Source organism: Shewanella frigidimarina NCIMB 400 (genome assembly GCF_000014705.1).
Classification (GTDB): Bacteria; Pseudomonadota; Gammaproteobacteria; order Enterobacterales; family Shewanellaceae; genus Shewanella; species Shewanella frigidimarina.
Genome location: NC_008345.1, coordinates 4,568,307 through 4,587,297 on the forward strand (window position 1 = coordinate 4,568,307; position 18,991 = coordinate 4,587,297).

Annotated in this window: 12 protein-coding genes; 9 read left to right on the forward strand and 3 right to left on the reverse strand. The window is 42.4% G+C overall.

From position 1 onward, the window contains the following. Positions 1–31 precede the first annotated feature (31 nt). The 4 genes from slmA (at position 32) to folE (ending at position 5,782) form a co-directional block, all read left to right on the forward strand. Positions 32–625, forward strand: a complete 594-nt coding sequence (gene slmA / locus SFRI_RS19710; protein ID WP_011639240.1) for a nucleoid occlusion factor SlmA — start codon at positions 32–34, stop codon at positions 623–625. 168 nt (positions 626–793) lie between these two features. Next, complete coding sequence (locus SFRI_RS19715; RefSeq protein ID WP_244262889.1) at positions 794–2,746, forward strand: alpha/beta hydrolase family protein; 1,953 nt, start codon at positions 794–796, stop codon at positions 2,744–2,746. Between the two features lie 257 nt (positions 2,747–3,003). Further along, positions 3,004–4,953, forward strand: a complete 1,950-nt coding sequence (locus tag SFRI_RS19720; RefSeq protein ID WP_011639242.1) for an alpha/beta hydrolase family protein — start codon at positions 3,004–3,006, stop codon at positions 4,951–4,953. Positions 4,954–5,131: 178 nt separating this feature from the next. Further along, the gene (gene folE, locus SFRI_RS19725; RefSeq protein WP_011639243.1) at positions 5,132–5,782 is read left to right on the forward strand and encodes a GTP cyclohydrolase I FolE; all 651 of its coding nucleotides are present in this window, start codon (positions 5,132–5,134) and stop codon (positions 5,780–5,782) included. An 85-nt stretch (positions 5,783–5,867) separates the two neighbouring features. On the opposite strand, the gene pyrE is transcribed toward folE, so the two are convergent. Next, positions 5,868–6,509, reverse strand: coding sequence for an orotate phosphoribosyltransferase (gene pyrE / locus SFRI_RS19730; protein ID WP_011639244.1), 642 nt, complete (start codon positions 6,507–6,509; stop codon positions 5,868–5,870). A gap of 72 nt (positions 6,510–6,581) precedes the next feature. Further along, positions 6,582–7,295 (reverse strand): ribonuclease PH, encoded by a 714-nt coding sequence (gene rph / locus SFRI_RS19735; RefSeq protein ID WP_011639245.1) that lies wholly within the window; start codon positions 7,293–7,295, stop codon positions 6,582–6,584. A gap of 177 nt (positions 7,296–7,472) precedes the next feature. Between rph and SFRI_RS19740 the strand changes: the two genes are divergently transcribed. The 5 genes from SFRI_RS19740 (at position 7,473) to SFRI_RS19760 (ending at position 15,183) form a co-directional block, all read left to right on the forward strand. Continuing rightward, positions 7,473–8,336 carry a YicC/YloC family endoribonuclease gene (locus SFRI_RS19740; RefSeq protein ID WP_011639246.1) on the forward strand — a complete coding sequence of 288 codons (864 nt, stop codon included), beginning with the start codon at positions 7,473–7,475 and terminating at the stop codon, positions 8,334–8,336. Positions 8,337–8,720: 384 nt separating this feature from the next. Next, a complete protein-coding gene (locus SFRI_RS19745) occupies positions 8,721–10,007 on the forward strand; it encodes an ATP-grasp domain-containing protein (protein WP_011639247.1) in 1,287 nt (428 codons plus the stop codon). Between the two features lie 31 nt (positions 10,008–10,038). Further along, complete coding sequence (locus SFRI_RS19750) at positions 10,039–12,051, forward strand: CocE/NonD family hydrolase (protein ID WP_011639248.1); 2,013 nt, start codon at positions 10,039–10,041, stop codon at positions 12,049–12,051. Between the two features lie 385 nt (positions 12,052–12,436). Then, on the forward strand, positions 12,437–13,645 hold the full coding sequence (locus SFRI_RS19755) for a winged helix-turn-helix domain-containing protein (protein WP_011639249.1): 1,209 nt from the start codon (positions 12,437–12,439) through the stop codon (positions 13,643–13,645). A gap of 221 nt (positions 13,646–13,866) precedes the next feature. Further along, positions 13,867–15,183, forward strand: coding sequence for an anaerobic C4-dicarboxylate transporter (locus SFRI_RS19760; protein ID WP_011639250.1), 1,317 nt, complete (start codon positions 13,867–13,869; stop codon positions 15,181–15,183). A 608-nt stretch (positions 15,184–15,791) separates the two neighbouring features. Here the strand turns inward: SFRI_RS19760 and SFRI_RS19765 are convergent. After that, on the reverse strand, positions 15,792–18,947 hold the full coding sequence (locus SFRI_RS19765) for a DUF3427 domain-containing protein (RefSeq protein ID WP_041413250.1): 3,156 nt from the start codon (positions 18,945–18,947) through the stop codon (positions 15,792–15,794). Positions 18,948–18,991: the final 44 nt, after the last annotated feature.

Consider the following 18,991-nt stretch of genomic DNA (forward strand, 5'->3'; position numbering starts at 1 on the left):
TTCAAGTAGTCACTGAGCCAAGGAACAGATAATGGCTGAAAGCCCTAAAATAAATCGTCGTGAGCATATTTTACAATGCTTGGCGCAAATGCTCGAAACCAGCCCAGGTCAACGTATAACAACAGCAAAGCTCGCCGCCGAAGTTGGCGTGTCAGAAGCCGCACTGTATAGGCACTTCCCCAGTAAAGCGCGGATGTTTGAAGGCTTAATCGAATTTATTGAAGATGCGATTTTATCACGCTTAAACATCATCATGGACGAAGAAAAAGACACCATGACCCGCTGCCAGTTGGTACTACACCTGCTATTAGTATTTTCTGAACGTAATCCAGGTATTTCAAGGGTACTTAATGGTGATGCTCTGCTAGGTGAAAATGAACGTCTACGAAGTAGGATCGACGTGCTATTTGCCAAAATAGAAACACACATCAAACAAATTCTACGTGAAAAAACTTTGCGTGAAGGAGTAGGCTTTAATATCGATGAAGCCATTCTCGCCAACTTGCTGTTAGCCTTTGCAGAAGGACGTATTTCACAGTTTGTCCGCAGTGAGTTTAAACAAAAGCCAACACAACACTTTGATGAACAGTGGACGTTTATTCAACAGCAATTGCTAAGAAGTTAATATCGCATAAATAAAGGATGCTAGTTCGGTCCTTTTGCTGCCAATGCTACTTACTCTTCCTTTACCCTTAAACCGTATCAGATCTAATATTTATACCACATAAAAACGAAGTAAGAACGAACGATTAAACAAGGATGTCTCATGATTTTCATCAAATACCTAACCATTATGTTACTTGTCTGTGGTGGCCTATTCACCCATGCATTTGCAGCAGAAAGCCTTTCTACTGCACGACTATTTAGCCGAGGGGCTGAATTTAGCAATGTAAAAATATCTCCAACAGGCGATTATATTAGTGCAATAACCAAACATAATGGTAAAGACAAGCTACTAATATTAAATGCAAAAACAAAACAAATACATCATGCGATATTTTTCCCTAGCAATGCCCAAGTGGGTGATTACGCTTGGGTAAATAATGAACGAATCGTCTTACAAAAAGAATACTTAAAAGGTTGGAGTGACGTACCGCTGTATTATGGTGAGCTAATGGCTGTTAATGCCGACGGGTCAAGAGCAACTTACCTTTTTGGTTTTAATAGCGGCGAGCAACAAACTGGTTCACATCTGAAGAAAAATACCCCAATAAGAGCAACTGCATTTATTTTAGATCCCCTGCCCGATGACGACCGCTATATGCTCGTCAATGCAATCCCATGGAATGAGTCTAATTCTTTAAACTATGAATTATCACAAACTGTATACCGTGTAGATTTATACAAAGGGTTCCGCAGAAAAGTCACCACTTCGCCTATAGGTTACTCTCGATTTTTAACCGATCACGATGGTGAAGTACGCTTTGTTGCAGGCGAAGACGAAAACAACATAACAAAAGTATTTTATCGTCAAGACCGCGAATGGCTTAACACCGATAACCTCAAACTCAATTTGGATGATTTCTACCCAATATCTTTTGCCGAAAATAAAAATAGTATTTATGCTGCGGCTCGGGTAAAAGGCGAAACCTTAGGGATTTATGAAATCAATCTAGAAACAGGTGAAAAAACGCAAATTATTAAAGATGACAAAAGTGATCCCAGTAATTACTGGATAAACCAAACGACCAAAAAACTCTATGCAGTTGAATTTGAAAATGGTTATCCGTCTTACGCTTTCGTCAATCCAGAAGACAGTCATTCAAAATTGCTAAAGCAGTTGCTCGCATCATTACCTGGCCATCAAGTTCGTATTGTTAGCGAAACTCGTCATTCAGAAAAACTCATCGTGGTGGCATTTAACGATCGAAATCCTGGTGATTATTATATATTTGACACCAAGGCGCTCACACTCCAACACTTAGCCTCTGCCAAGAAATGGCTCGACCCAGCGCAAATGTCAGAAGTGAAGCCAATTAGCTTTACCAGCCGAGACGGTAAAATAATTAGCGGTTATTTAACATTACCTTATGGTAAAGAAGCGAAAAACCTCCCTCTTGTAGTCAATCCCCATGGTGGTCCACATGGAATAAGAGATGAATGGGGGTTTAATACTCAAAACCAAATGCTAGCAAATCAAGGGATGGCAGTATTACAAGTCAATTTCCGTGGTTCAGGTGGTTTTGGACAAAATTTTGAACAAGCTGGATTCCAAAAATGGGGTTCAGAAGTACAATATGACATTCTCGACGCCACTCATTACGTCATTGATCAAGGTTATGTAGATAAAAACCGCATCTGTATTTCTGGTGGTAGTTTTGGTGGCTATAGTGCATTGCAAAGCGCAATACTTGAACCCGATCTGTTCAAATGCGCTATCGGTTTTGCAGGGATTTATAATTTAGAACTGATGTTCGATGAAGGAGATATTGCAAATAGTGCTTCGGGTACTAGTTACCTTAAAAATGTTTTAGGTCAAAATAGTGAAGTACTAAGGGCTATGTCTCCCTCAGAAAATGTAGATAAGCTTAAAGCAAACTTGCTTCTAGTACATGGCGGTGACGATGAACGAGCGCCCATTGAACAACTAGAATCATTAGAAAAAGCCCTTAAAGCACGTGATTATCCCTATGAAAAACTGGTAATGGATGATGAAGGCCATGGTTTCTACAATGATGACAATCGTGCCCAATATTATGAAAAAATGCTTCTATTCCTTAAAAAGAACCTAGACATTAAATCGTAATGAGCTAATAAGCATTATATCAACAGGCCGATACCCGGCAAACGGGGTCGGCTTTTTTGTACCTGCGTTATGCTTCTAAGCAAATTCTATCGCGCAAATAGGCCAAGAAAACAGGTATTAACATCAATTAAAAGTCGTAATATATGTTCATATTCCACCTCATCTCAATGAATAAATAGTGAGTACGTATTGCTCCGACCACTTGAATTAAATACAATAACGTTACATTTTTAACATTAATTACACGGACTGTATTTATGCTGCGCATTTTATACCTCACATGTTGTTTGCTCGTTCTATTTACCACCCACACTTTTGCGGCTCCTCAAATTAAAGACTTCAGTGCCGATTCAGAGTTTTCTGAAGTCAAAATATCTCCCGATGGTGAGCACCTCGCGGTTATTCTCATTGAAGATGAAAAGCGCACCTTGCTCATCCTCAACCTTGAATCCATGAAGCCGACTTACGCGGTCAAATTCAATGGTGATGAAGAAGTGGGCCGTTATTATTGGGTCAATGACGAGCGGATTGTATTACAAAAACTCTATAAGCATGCCCAGCGTGAAGTGTCAGATTATTATGGTGAGTTACTCGCTGTAAATTATGATGGCAGCAAATCTAAATACCTGTTTGGTTATAATGGCGGCGGCTCGACAGGAACGAGTATTTCAAATAATGAAGCTATCCGCGCAAGTGCATTTGTTTTAGATACTTTAAAAGATGATGACAAATACATTTACGTTATGGCCTATCCTTGGAATGGGATGAACTACGCATATACCCTTGTATATCGCGTTAACGTCTACTCAGGTAAACGTAAACGCCTTACCACTTCACCTATCGCAAATGCAGGTTTCCTTGTTGATAATAAAGAAGACGTTCGCTTTAGCTTTGCAAGAGATAAGAAAAACGATGATCAACTGTTCTACTATGAGAATGGTGAATGGGTTGATGCAGAAAGAATTAAAGGCGGACTAACCGATTTCTACCCTATTTCGTTCACAGAAGACAACAAATCAATTTATGCTATCGCCAATGGTGAAGGCGCTACTCGCGCTATTTACGAAGTCGAACTCGCAACGGCTAAACATAAAAAAATCATCCAACATGATGTTGTCGATCCATTCATGACATGGGTGAGTGACCAAACAAATACCCTCTACGCAGTAGAGTTTGAAAATGGTTATCCTGAGTATCGCTTTGTCGATACTGAAAGTGCTAAAGCCAAAGCATTACAACAGCTAATGACTGCTATTCCAGATCATCGTATTCGTATTGTCAGTGAAACCATCGACGGCAATACACTTATCGTTGTTGCAATGAATGACAAAAACTCTGGTGACTACTATTTATTTGACCGTAAAAAGCTCAAATTAAAATTCTTGTTTGCTGAAAATGCTGCGCTAGATCCTAGTGAAATGTCAGAAGTGCGTCCAATCAGTTTTACTAACCGTGATGGCGTCACTATTCATGGCTATTTAACCCTACCTAGCGGCCTTAAAGAGCATAAAAATATGCCTCTCGTGGTTAATCCACATGGTGGACCACATGGCCCGCGCGACTTATGGGTATTTAACCCAGAAAACCAACTATTAGCGCAAAATGGCATCGCCGTGTTACAAGTTAACTTCCGTGGTTCTGGTGGATATGGTAAAGCGTTTGAAGAGTCTGGTTACCTCGCTTGGGGCAGCAAAATTCAATACGATATTATCGACGCAACTCAATATGTCATCGATCAAGGTTATGCCGACAAAGATAGAGTGTGTATTTCTGGTGGCAGCTTTGGCGGATACTCAGCATTGATGAGCCCGATGTTAGCGCCAGACATGTTTAAATGTGCCGTTGGTGTTGCCGGTGTTTATGATTTAGAGCAAATGTATAAAACGGGCGATGTACCAGACTCTTATGGTGGTGAGGCATACTTAAAAGACGTATTGGGTACAGATATCCAACAACTACGTGCGATGTCACCAACACATAACGTCAACAAACTTAAAGCTAAAGTGCTATTAATTCATGGCGAAGAAGACGAACGCGCGCCAATCGAACAGTTTGAAGCAATGGAAAAAGCCTTAGAACAAGCTAACTATCCATTTCAGAAAGAGATTTGGAGAAAAGAAGGTCATGGCTTCTTTAATGCCGAAAACCGTACAAAATATTATGAAATCATGCTTAAGTTCATCAAAGAGAACTTAAATGTAAAGTAGATATCGCTTAAGCGTATAACAACCAAAAGCCGATACCCGACTAACGGGGTCGGCTTTTTTGTTACCTACAGTATTAATTTACAGCAAATCGCGCTATTCTCCTTTTCCCCTACGGGGCAGCAAAGTGGGTGTTAATCTACACTCATACAAACAGTGATATCGAGTCGTTGGAGGATATATGGCACTCAGTGAAGCCGCAATAAAAGTACAAGCAGCGCTAAAAGACCGTGGGTTAGAAACCCCAATGCTGCCAAAAACTTCCACGCCTGAAGAACGTAAAGTCAAAATTGAACACCATATGCGTGAAATCTTGACCTTAATGTCACTCGACCTAACCGACGACAGCTTAGTTGATACTCCTCGTCGTATCGCAAAAATGTATGTCGACGAAATATTCTCTGGGCTTGATTACGAAAACTTCCCTAAGATCACGGTTATCGAAAACAAAATGGGTGTTGATGAAATGGTGCGTGTACAAGACATCAGTCTTACCAGCACCTGCGAACACCATTTAGTGACCATAGATGGCTTCGCAACGGTGGCCTATTTGCCACGCACAAAAATTATTGGCTTGTCTAAAATCAATCGTATCGTGCGCTTCTTTTCCCAACGCCCACAAGTACAAGAGCGCCTAACCCAACAAGTGTTAGTGGCACTGCAAACTCTACTTGAAACTAAAGACGTTGCGGTAAAAATGGATGCGGTACATTACTGTGTTAAATCTCGTGGTGTAATGGACTCAACCAGCTCAACTACCACTACAGCGCTTGGTGGTATTTTTAAATCAAACCCAGCTACCCGCGCCGAGTTTTTACACCAAGTAAAATAGTGTAATGCAGCATAGCGCCAATAAAAACGCAGCCACCTAATGTAATAATCTAGGGGCTGCGTTTTTGTTTAAAATTGGAATAAGATTAAATACCGTATTGCTCACGATACGCGCTAACTGAAGCAAGTTCTGCTTCCATACCCGGCTTTTCAGACAAATAACTGATTAAGTCAGCAAGCTTAATAATCGACACAATCTGACAACCAAAATCGCGTTCAACTTCTTGAATCGCCGACAACTCGCCCTTACCTTTTTCTTGACGATCTAATGCAATCAACACACCCGCAAGTTGGGCATTGTGAGCATTAATAATTTCCATCGATTCACGAATAGCGGTACCTGCGGTGATCACATCGTCCACCAGCATGACTTTGCCTTTTAACTCGCTGCCCACCAAACTGCCACCTTCGCCGTGGGTTTTGGCTTCTTTACGATTAAAGCAGTAAGGAATATCCACATCGTGATGATCGCATAACGCTACAGCTGTGGTTGTCGCTATCGGAATACCTTTATACGCTGGGCCAAATAGCAAATCGAATTCAATACCCGAGTCCATTAACGCCGCAGCATAAAAGCGACCTAAACGCGCTAAGTCTTTACCCGTATTGAACAATCCAGCATTAAAAAAGTACGGACTCGTACGGCCAGATTTAAGGGTAAACTCACCAAAACGTAATACTTGGCGGTCTAAGGCAAACTCAATAAATTCGCGTTGATAGGCTTTCACGGTTATTCCTCTTTCATCAAATTTTAGATTAAAAAAAAGGACCGTAATCGGTCCTCATTTTTCAACAGCATATTAACTTAATGCGGCTTTTTGCACATCGACAATTTCGCGAATACTGTTTTTAGCTAACACTAACAACTCAAGTAACTCTTCATGGCTAAATGGCTCGCCTTCTGCAGTACCTTGAATTTCAATAATCTTACCGGTTTCTGTCATCACAACGTTCATGTCAGTTTCAGCAGCACTGTCTTCAATGTATTCTAAATCACTGATCGCTTCGCCTTTGTAAATACCAACACTAACAGCTGCAATTAAAAACTTAAGTGGGTTAGCTTTAATAATGCCTTTACCACGAGCCCAGTTAAGCGCATCAACTAACGCCACACAAGCACCAGTAATAGCCGCAGTACGCGTACCGCCATCAGCTTGAATAACATCACAATCGATAACGATAGTGTTTTCACCTAACAACTTCATGTCTACAGCTGCACGTAATGCACGACCAATTAAACGTTGAATTTCTTGAGTACGGCCAGACTGCTTACCACGAGCCGCTTCACGGTCCATGCGGCTGTGAGTTGAACGCGGTAACATACCGTATTCAGCTGTTACCCAACCTTGGCCTTGGCCTTTAAGAAAGCGCGGCACGCCTTCAGTGAAACTTGCTGTACATAATACTTTTGTGTCGCCAAACTCAACTAAAACAGAGCCTTCAGCATGTGCAGTAAAAGAACGCGTAATAGTGATAGGGCGAGTTTGAGCTGGTGTACGGTTACTTGGGCGCATGAAAAGTCCTGTAGTCGAATTCATATCATATTTGAGCCCATATTATAGAGCTTCACGCCGTTAGATGCCATGGTAAGCAGCGATAAGCCACAAATCTATCGACTAATCCTTTAATCCCATCCGCTAAAACGGCTATAATCAACTCACATTCGCGTAAATAACATAACAGGACACTTCATGATCCAAAGCATGACAGCCTACGCTCGTATCGAGCACAAAGCACAATGGGGCACTGCCTCATGGGAAATCCGTTCAGTCAACCAGCGCTACTTAGAAACCTACCTGCGCCTACCTGAGCAGTTTCGCAGCTTTGAACCTGTCTTACGCGACCGCTTACGTAAACGCCTTAATCGCGGCAAAATCGAAGTTAATTTACGTTATGAACTCGCCGACAACAGCAGTAATGAATTACAACTGAATCAAGATTTAGCCAAACAGCTATTAAGTGCAGCAAACTGGTTAAAACAAGAGGCAGGACAAGGCGAACTCAGCCTAACAGATGTACTGCGTTGGCCTGGCGTGCTATCGGCAGCAGAGCAAGATATGGATAGCGTAGGTGCCGATTTAATGATCGCGTTCGACAGTGCTATCGATCAGTTTATCGAAGCTCGCGGCCGTGAAGGTGAAGCGATTAAAGACATGCTACTAACCCGTTTAGACGGCGTAATGGAGCAAGTGAACGTTGTGCGTGAACACATGCCAACAGTAATGCAGTATCAACGCGACAAATTAACTAACCGCTTAGCCGATATTACTGGTGAATTAGACCCTGCCCGTATCGAACAAGAAATGGTGTTATTGGCGCAAAAGCAAGATGTCGCCGAAGAAATGGACCGCCTTGAAGCTCACGTAGCTGAAGCTCGCCGCATTCTAAAAAAAGGTGGCAGCGAAGGCCGCCGTCTAGACTTTATGATGCAAGAATTTAACCGCGAATCAAATACCCTAGCCTCAAAATCAATCAGCGCAGAAATCACTTCAGCTGCAGTTGAGCTAAAAGTACTGATTGAGCAAATGCGCGAGCAGATCCAAAACGTAGAGTAACGTTTCTCCCTGCTCTCAAATGCTAAAAATCCGTAATGACAAATGTTATTACGGATTTTTTGTTTTTAGCGCTTTGTGTGACGGTTTCCTATTGAGTGAAAAAGTAGGACTAAAATGGTGACTAATTTGATTCGTCATAACTGTTAAAAAATCTAGTTATTCATTTGAACTTAAGCTAATACATATCAATGTCAATTATGCATCAATGTGCTAGAGCCCAAAGCACATAAGGCATTGAGCAATTAAGTTAGGCCAATTTCGCCCCATTTAATAGACAAGCAGATCGCCATCAACTACCCTCATATATGCCGTTAAAATAAACAGTATCTCGTTAAGAACAGTTATTAATGGCAATGAAGGGATAACAAAGCAGGGGGCCGAAAAATGAAAAATATTTTTGTTTTTGGTGCGGACGAATTCAACCTTTCCCTAATGCGTTCGCTCGATTCTGCCCATGAATATTGTTTTCATGAGCTTTATCAATATTCAGAGGTAAAGACAGGAAAAGAATTTCCGGTCGAAACCTTGTATGAAGGCGCTTTAGCGCGATTGAATAGCTATCCTGACTCCGTAGATGCCATTGTCGGCTATTTGGATTTCCCCGTTAGCACCATGCTCCCTCTATTGTGCCAATCTTTAGGCTTACCCTCTCCCAGCTTTGAAGCCGTACTCAAATGTGAGCATAAATACTGGAGCAGGTTGGAACAGCGCCGAGTCATCCCAGAATATATCCCAAACTTTTGCTCGGTTGATCCTTTTAAAGATGATTATCGACAGCAAATCACCCTCGATTATCCTTTCTGGCTTAAGCCAGTAAAAGCAGTTTTATCACACCTTGGGTTTATGGTGCGTGATGATAGTGAACTCGAAATGGCGATTATAGAGATCCGCAAAAAAATCTACTGCTTTGCCAAACCGTTCAATTATTTACTTCAATTTGCCGACCTGCCAGATGAAATTGCCGCTGTTGATGGCTATCACTGCATCGCCGAAGGAATAATCTCCCATGGCCAGCAATGCACGCTTGAAGGCTATGTTTTTGATGGCAAACTGTGCGTCTATGGAACAGTTGACTCAATACGTGAAGGTGAGCATGGTTCCAGCTTTTCTCGCTATCAGTATCCATCATCGATCCCACAGCCTATTCAGGACAAAATGATCGCCGTCACCGAGCGCTTCCTTACCGCTATCGATTTTGATAATGGTCCATTCAATATCGAATATTACTGGGACAAGGATAGTGACCATATCTGGTTGCTGGAAATTAATACCCGTATTTCCAAGTCCCATTCGCCATTATTTCGCAATGTCGATGGCAAGTCACATCACCAGATAATGCTGGATTTGGCCTTAGGAAAACAGCCTATATTTCCCCATCGTAAAGGCCTATATCGATATTCGGCTAAGTTTATGTGGCGTACACATGCTGATGCACAGGTTAACCGAGTACCCACAGAGCAAGAAATACAGGCCATTACCCAGCGTATCGGAGGCACTGATATTCAGCTGCATGTCCGTGAGGGAATGCGCCTGTCTGATCTTAATTATCAAGACAGTTACAGCTACGAGATCGCGACTGTATTTATCGGTGGTGATAGCGAACAGGAACTGTTACAGAAATATCATGATGTACAACAGGCATTACCGCTGGAACTTGTGCCACTGCTTTAAATGATCAGCGCGATAACCATAAGGAGGAAATATGACGGTTGCCAAGCACTGCGCATACAAAATCCGCCATATCGAACATTGCTGGATCCCGATGGCCGACGGCATTCGTCTTTCAGCCCGCATCTGGATGCCAGAAAATGCTGAAGCTAAGCCTGTACCGGCTATTTTCGAGTTTATTCCTTATCGTAAACGTGATGGCGTCAGACTACGCGACGAAACCATGCATCCATATTTTGCCGGACACGGCTATGCCTGTATCCGTGTGGATATCCGTGGTAGTGGCGACTCTGAAGGTGTGCTGACGGACGAATATCTGCAGCAGGAACTCGACGATGGTATCACTGTTATTGAGTGGCTTGAGAAGCAACCATGGTGCGACGGCAATATTGGCATGTATGGGATCTCATGGGGGGGATTCAATGGCTTGCAAATTGCGGCAATGCAACCACCGCAACTTAAAGCTATCGTCAGCGTTTGCTCTACTGATGATCGCTATGCCGATGATGTGCACTATATGGGAGGCTGCCTGCTCGGTGATAATCTTTCTTGGGCCTCGACGATGTTTGCTTACAACTCTTTACCACCGGATCCACAAATTGTCGGTAACAAGTGGCGCGACATGTGGTTTGAACGCCTTAAAGGCAGTGGCTTATGGCTCGATACTTGGCTTAATCATCAACACCGTGACGAATATTGGCAACATGGCTCAATTTGCGAATATTTTTCTAAAGTACATATCCCGGTCATGGCTGTCAGCGGCTGGGCCGATGGCTACAGTAATGCAGTTTTTCGGCTGCTCACCAACTTGCCTGGTCCGAGACAAGGATTAATTGGCCCCTGGAGCCATAAATACCCGCATATTGGCATGCCCGGCCCTGCGATAGGTTTTTTGCAGGAATGTCTGCGGTGGTGGGATAAATGGTTGAAAGGGATTGAGACCGGCATTATGGACGAGCCCATGCTGCGGGCATGGATGCTGGACAGTATGCCTCCGTCAACGTCTTACCATCAACGCTTTGGCCGCTGGGTCAGTGAACCAAGTTGGCCTTCATCTAATATTGGCACACAAGTATTCAAACTTGATAAATACCGCTTAGTAGATGAGTGTGCAGATGTTGCTGAGGAAGAGCTGTGTTTGCAGTCGCCATTGAGCAACGGTCTGTTTGCGGGTAAATGGTGTTCATATAGCACGACACCTGATCTTCCCCATGATCAGCGCGAAGAAGAAGGCGGAGCGTTAGTTTTCACAAGTGAGGCTCTCGACACCACACTTGAGATAATGGGGGCTGTGGTAATTGAACTAGAATTATCGGCCAATAAGCCAATGGCAATGATCGCTGTGCGTCTATCGGATGTGCAACCAGATAACAAAAGTTCGAGGGTAACATACGGCCTGCTGAACCTGACCCATAGAGATAGCCATGAAAATCCGACTCCACTGCAACCAAATAAGCGCTATTGGGTAAAGCTTCAGCTTAACGGTATCGCGCAGACCTTCCCTAAGGGCCACCGGATCCGAATTGCAATTTCTTCCTCTTATTTTCCGCTAGCTTGGCCTCCAGCAGAGTCGACACAACTCAAGATTTACACTGGTTGCAGTCGGGTGATATTGCCGAGTCGAATCCCACGTGAAGAAACGATAACTTTCCTTGATCCTGAGGCTTCCGTCAGTGGTGCCAAGCAGCAACTTATAGAAGGACATCATAACTGGCGAGTAATCCGCGAACTGGACAAGGATTTGTCTACTTTAGAAGTCATTAACGACAACGGTACTTACCTCCTCGAAGATATCGACTTGATTGTGAATCGCGAAGCGAATGAGTGGTACTCCTATCAGCGTGATGACTTTCAATCGGCACAGGGTAAAACTCTCTGGCGATGGGGGTTTAAGCGAGGTGACTGGACTGTAGAGACCGTCACTCGAACCTTACTGCACTGCGATGAGTTTTATTTTTATCTGGATGCAGAACTAGACGCTTATGAAGGAGACAAGCGCGTTTATTCGCAAAACTGGAACCTTCGTATTAATCGTAACTTGGTTTGATATTGAAGTGGGTATTTAGGCCGGTATTCTGTATCGCCTCAATAGATCCTCGTATTATTCACAATCACGTTGCCACTACACACAACCCAGAACGATGTACTAAAGGCATTAAGGACGAAACAAGTACAGAAACAAACTTAACCTATTTGGGCTGCATATCGGTACACCGATATGCAGCCAACTGCGGGGAAATGATTAAAGACAGGGATACCAAATTAAGCCGTTTGAAAATGCTAAAACAGACTAAAAAAATTTTTATCTATCCGCGCCAGCATCAACCAGCCTTATCACCAACTGCTTGTGTACTCTGAGGTAAATTTCAGTCTACAATGCCATGCATCACTTGTGCATCTATACGCATTAGCACTTACAGCAAAGGCCTTTAATGACCAATCCCTACTCAGCTAAACAGTGGCTCCAACTCAATATGCAGCAGCAAGGTTTATTACAGCCTTTGGCGTCATTGCCAAAGCTTATCCAGCAATTAAGTTATGTGCAAATTGACTCTATTAATGTGGTCGAACGCGCGCATCATCATGTATTACACAGTCGCCTGCCCGAATATTCTGCCACCATGTTAGATGATGCAATGAGCGATAAAACCGTGTTTGAGTACTGGTCCCATGCTGCTGCTTATCTACCTATTGAAGATTACCGTTTTAGCCTGTATCGCAAACAGCAATTACAACAAGGTGGTAAGCATTGGTTTGAGCCCGAACATAAAGTCATGCGCGAAGTTAAAGCCCGTATTAGCGCCGAAGGTCCATTAAAAGCCAGTCAGTTCACCCATGAGTCAGACACTAAAAATGGCACTTGGTGGGATTGGAAACCAGCTAAAAAAGCACTTGAGCAGTTGTTTATGCAAGGCGAGTTAATGGTTGCTAGGCGCGACAAGTTTCAAAAGGTGTACGACTTAACCGAGCGAGTACTCCCAAAGCACATCGACACCACAGCACCTAGCGATACAGAATTTGCCCAACACTTGATTCAGCGTTATTTATCGGCGCATGGTTTTGGTAATTTGCAGCAAATACAATATTTACGCAAAGGCCTCAAACCGCTACTCAGCAAAACATTAGCGCAACTGTGCGAACAAGGTGATATCGCCAGCTTTACCGACTCCAGCGCCAATACACAACACGTTTACTTCTACCAACCTACGCTCACCTTACCCACTGCTATTCCCAATAAAGTCTGGCTACTTAATCCGTTTGATAATTTAGTCATTCAACGCCAAAAGCTTAGGCAATGGTTTGGGTTTGATTACCAGATAGAAGTGTATGTGCCTGAGGCTAAACGCCAATTTGGTTACTATTCACTGCCCATTCTATGGCGTGACGGTTTTGTTGGCCGCGTGGATGTAAAAGCCGACCGAAAAAACCACTGTTTGTTACTGCAAAACCTGCACATTGAAATGCAGACATTGACCAACCAACATGATGAATTAAATGATAAGGCGCATTTTGTTTCTGCGTTAATCGAGGCCATTAATCACTACTGCACATTCAACAACTGCCAGCGTTGGCAGCTAATACAATGTAACGATAAAACGATTGCAAAAATGTTACTCAAAGCAATTCAACAGAGTAGTTAACGGCATATTCTGTACTTCGAATACCGTTCCCCTCCCCTACAAAAGTGACGCAACACAATATACGCAGCGGTATGTAATGTTGTTCACGTTTTAAACATTTATTACCACACCTAATTCAATAGCTTGAGTTACATCACTAACCCCAAAGATGTAGTGGGATACTTTCAAAAGGTTAAAAATAATAACAACCTACATAAAAACCTACGCGGGGAGAAAACACGATGTTTTATATACACATGCTGCTGTTATTAGCGGTGATATTTGTTGGTATTCGCCATGGCGGTATCGCCTTTGGTTTATTGGGCGGGTTAGGTGTATCGGTACTCGCATTTGTATTTGGCGTTGCACCAGGTGCGCCACCTATTAGTGTAATGTTAATTATTCTAGCCGTAGTGGCGGCTTCGGCGACGTTAGAGGCCACGGGCGGTTTAAAGCTGTTGGTAAAGTTTGCTGAAAAGCTGTTGCGCAAACATCCTGAACATATCGTCTTTTTAGGCCCACTATGTACCTATTCATTAACCGTTCTGGTTGGTACGGGTCATTCTGTTTATCCCCTTCTTCCTGTAATTTACGATGTGGCGTACAAAAAAGGCATCCGCCCAGAACGTCCATTAGCCATGGCAACTGTAGCATCACAAATGGGTATTACAGCCAGCCCAATTGCCGCAGCAGCAGCAGTAGTGCTTGCCACTGCCGTTGATAATAATCTAGATATTAACTTACTTGATGTACTCATGGTGACCATTCCCGCCACACTAACAGGCTTACTAGTAGCGTGTACTTGGAGCTTAAAGCGCGGTAAAGATTTAGATAAAGATGAAGAGTTTCAGGCACGTTTAACAGATGATGAGTTTCGTGAAGCATTAACCGACCCCAAAGCGGATGAGGTGCAAACACCCCAGGCCGAATCGACAGCAAAGAAAGGCTTAACAGTATTTTTATTGGGTATATTTGCCGTTATCATGGTGGCGATGTTTAGTAAGCAAATACTGCCTGCTGGCGTCAGCATGTCGGTAGCGATTCAATTTATGATGCTATCAGTCGGTGGAGTAATATTACTCGCCACCAATATCTCACCGAAAAAAATTGTCACCAGTAACGTGTTTACCGCCGGTATGACTGCGGTCATTATCATTTTTGGTATTGCATGGATGAGTGACACCATTATTGAGCACCATAAAACCTATTTAGTGAGTGCGGTAAGCGACATTGTCAGCGTGTACCCATGGACATTTGCTATCGCGATGTTTGTGTCGTCTATCTTCTTAAAAAGCCAAGCAGCGGTATTAACTATAATGCTGCCATTGGGGTATTCACTCGGCATCCCAGCTCCAGTATTAATTGGTGTACTGCCAGCGTGTTATGCCTATTTCTTCTTCCCATTCTACCCAAGCGATTTAGCCGCAATTAGTTTTGATAGAACCGGCACCACCCACATTGGTAAATACGTACTCAACCACAGCTTTATTATTCCAGGCTTTATTGGCGTAGTAACCGCTACATTTGTGGGTTACTTTATATCGATGGCGATTAACTAGCCCTAGCTTGTAATTTGGCTTTGAGCCAAGAACTAAAGTGATAAACCGCTAGTGAATTGACCCAAATAAGTCACTAGCATCAATAACAATGGCAGCCAACGTGGCTGCCATTTTTGTTTTTAATCATTGAGTACCTAAAGACCGAAGAGCTAAAAGCGAAGAGCTAAAAGCGAAGAGCTAAAAGCGAAGAGCTAAAAGCGAAGAGCTAAAAGCGAAGAGCTAAAAGCGAAGAGCTAAAAGCGAAGAGCTAAAAGCGAAGAGCTAAAAGCGAAGAGCTAAAAGCGAAGAGCTAAAAGCGAAGAGCTAAAAGCGAAGAGCTAAAAGCGAAGAGCTAAAAGCGAAGAGCTAAAAGCGAAGAGCTAAAAGCGAAGAGCTAAAAGCGAAGAGCTAAAAGCGAAGAGCTAAAAGCGAAGAGCTAAAAGCGAAGAGCTAAAAGCGAAGAGCTAAAAGCGAAGACCTAAAAAACTAAAATTATCTGATGAGCTACCGACAGGTTCATGGGGTAATCCGCCCACCATATCGTCCCCTGCAATACACCGTAAACTCATCCATGGAGGCTTGACGAAAACATCCTGTTTTCAACAGCAGCAGATGCCAATATGGTTAGCTTATCCTACGGCTAATTTTGCAGCTTCATGCCACATAGCATCAGGCATGGGAGTCATTAACTTCCATGTTATATTGATAGGCTGCGCTCCAGAGTGTTCTATGTAAACCGCTTCGCCAAAATTGACAAAACCCATGGTGCGACCGTTTTCATCTTTCGCTTGTTCACGCACAAACAAAATCAATTTACGGCCCATTTTTTCATGCTCGATATAGCTTAAACCTTTGCCATATTCGGGTCTCGCACTATTTTGAGATTGCCAATGGAATAGCGATTCATTAATTGCGTAGTCATGGAACATGGTGGTTGGTGAAAATTGTTTGACTGACTTTTTCAAGGTCACAAACAGTAATTCAACGTTAAGATCGTTAAGGACTAAAACGCCTTCCCTTGCGGTTGATTTTCTGTCAAAAGAACTTGCACCACTGGCGGCGAGTATTTGTTCCCTAGTATATCTTGAATGCACTTTTAAGGTAGGTATTGAGGGGATATGCATTTCAAGTTCGCTATGATGAATTCGATCTATAAGTAACGATATAACATCAAGCAGTTCTGCTTGTAATTGAGTATGTCTCAACGCAGCTAAACTTTGCTTAAGGCTAGTAAAACCTAGCTCGGTTCCTGACTTATCCCAAAAATTATAGTGGCACATTAATGCAAATTGGCACTGGGTCGCATCCATATCATCGAAACTGAAGTTATCGATAATTAGCTGCTTTAAAAACTGCAAATATGAAATGGAATTGCAGCCGAGCAAATGATAATTTATCGCACGATAGTAGGCTTTAGCTAGAATTACGTTTAAATTTTGTTCATTAATTTGATTGTTATTTGCACTACCAACCAATTCTAACCAACTCATTTTTAGCTTATAAATGTCTTCTAAATTAACATTTGGATTAAAGCGTAAAAAATTAACCAAGCTTAAGGTAAGCGTACTTTGGTGCCCAAAATTGTTAATGAGCTGTCGCAGCCTGCTAGCATTCATGGTTGCACGGCTAATATTTCGTAAAATCATTGCCTGAGTCTGTTCTTCTAGCTCGATCCGACAGCCTAATGGCAAGTGAGGAAAATCATTGGTTATCTCATCTTTAATCGATTGATTCGTTTTACCAACCAGCGCGCGAAACTTTTGCGAAAAGTCATATTCATCACGAGAATTACCCACAAAATCCAATACTGTACAGCACTGTTTATCATCGGTTAGACGCAATCCTCGTCCTAGCTGCTGCAAAAAGATCGTTAAGCTTTCGGTTGGACGTAAAAACAATAATGTATCAACGTCTGGAATATCGACACCTTCATTAAAAATATCCACCACGCATAAAATGTTCACATGACCGCTAATTAAACTCTGTCGTTTTTGTTGCCTCTCGTGACTATTATCACTGGTGAGTACATCCGCACTAATACCGGCTAAGTTAAACTTCTTTGCCATGTATTCTGCATGTTCTTTGCTGACACAAAACGCCAAAGCTTTTATTTGATGAATGTCAGTGACTGTATCATTCAGGCTGCTAATAATGCGCACAACTCTCTGTTCATTATGAGTATATAAATGACTTAGCTCTGCAATATCATATCGCCCTTGATGCCATTTAATTTTGCGAAGGTCGGTATCATCATCAATAGCAAAGTATTGGAAAGGACATAAATAGCGCTGATTGATTGCTTCGGGCAAACGAATTTCTGCAGCTATTACCCCACAAAAGTCATCCAGAATGTTTTGCCCATCATGACGCTCTGGCGTGGCGGTTAACCCCAATAAAATCTTGGGTGAGAAATGCGCTAGTAATCCTCGATAACTACTGGCTGCAATGTGATGTACTTCATCGATCACAATATAATCATAAAAATCAGCGGTGAGCGGTAAGCTTGATAATTGCAAATTTAAGCTTTGTATTGAAGCAAACAAATGCCGGTAGCTATTAGGTTTATGCTCAGCAACCCACAATTCACCAAACTGATTATTTTTCAATACACCACGGTATGCAGACAGAGCTTGCTTAAGAATTTCTTGTCTATGAGCCACGAATAAAAAGTTGGCTTCTGGGTGCTGTTTATAAAAACGGGCAAAATCAAACGCTGAAATAAGTGTTTTACCTGTGCCCGTTGCCGCAACCACTAGATTTTTATAGCGCTGATGAACTGTGCGCTCAACATCCAGCTGCTCAAGGATTTCTCGCTGATGTGCAAAGGGTTTTATATCAAAATGAAATGCACTGTCGTCACTGTAACCGCCCTTAGCTTCCCGCAACGCCTCGTGAAGTTTGTTTTTAGATTCAATATCGCCCTTAAATAATTCAAATTCACTGGATTGCCAATATGATTCAAAGGTGTTGAGGGATTTATCTATGATGTGGGGGATTTCTTGGCTGGTTATTTTTAAATTCCATTCAAGGCCACTGGTTAGCGCAGAATGGGACAAATTCGATGAACCTATGTATCCAGTATGAAATCCTGTATTGCGCAAAAATAAATAAGATTTCGCATGCAGGCGCTCGCGCTTGGTGTTGTAACTCAATTTAACTTCGGTGTTAGGTAAGCTCGCTAAAAAATCGACCGCTTTAGCATCTGTCGCACCCATATAAGATGTCGTGATGATCCGCAGGATTTTTCCACTTCGAGTAAACTCTTCAAGTTCATTCTTGAAAATTCGAATGCCGGCCCACTTAATAAAAGACACTAACCAATAAATTTTATCCGCTGAACGGATCTCGCGCTTTAACTCTGTGTCCAAAGAAATTCCGGCATTGCTGCCACAAAAAAGTTCACTTTGACTTAACCCTGTTAACGGGTAAATAGCCTTAGTAAACGCTGGAAAGTCTGTCGCTATAGGATTTGTTTTATCAAATAGTGCCGTTAATATACGGCCTTTACTATCGAGTAAATTTTCAGTGATCAATTGATCATCTTGAACATGATCTTTCAACCACAGCACCAACTTATTTGCTAAGCCGATTTGCTCTGTAAGTTGATTATCGCCACTGGGAATTGCACCAATGGCACTCTCCATTATCTTGGTCAAAAATCTCGATAGCCAAACACTGGCCTCAGCGCTTTCTAATGGCCGCTCACCTAAATAGAACACATCACGATTGATGCTTTTATCTATTAGTTGAGTAATAAGCTTTTCATAAATACCAACTTGTTCCATGTCAGATAGGCCTTTTGAAAGTGAAAACACTAAGAATATACCAT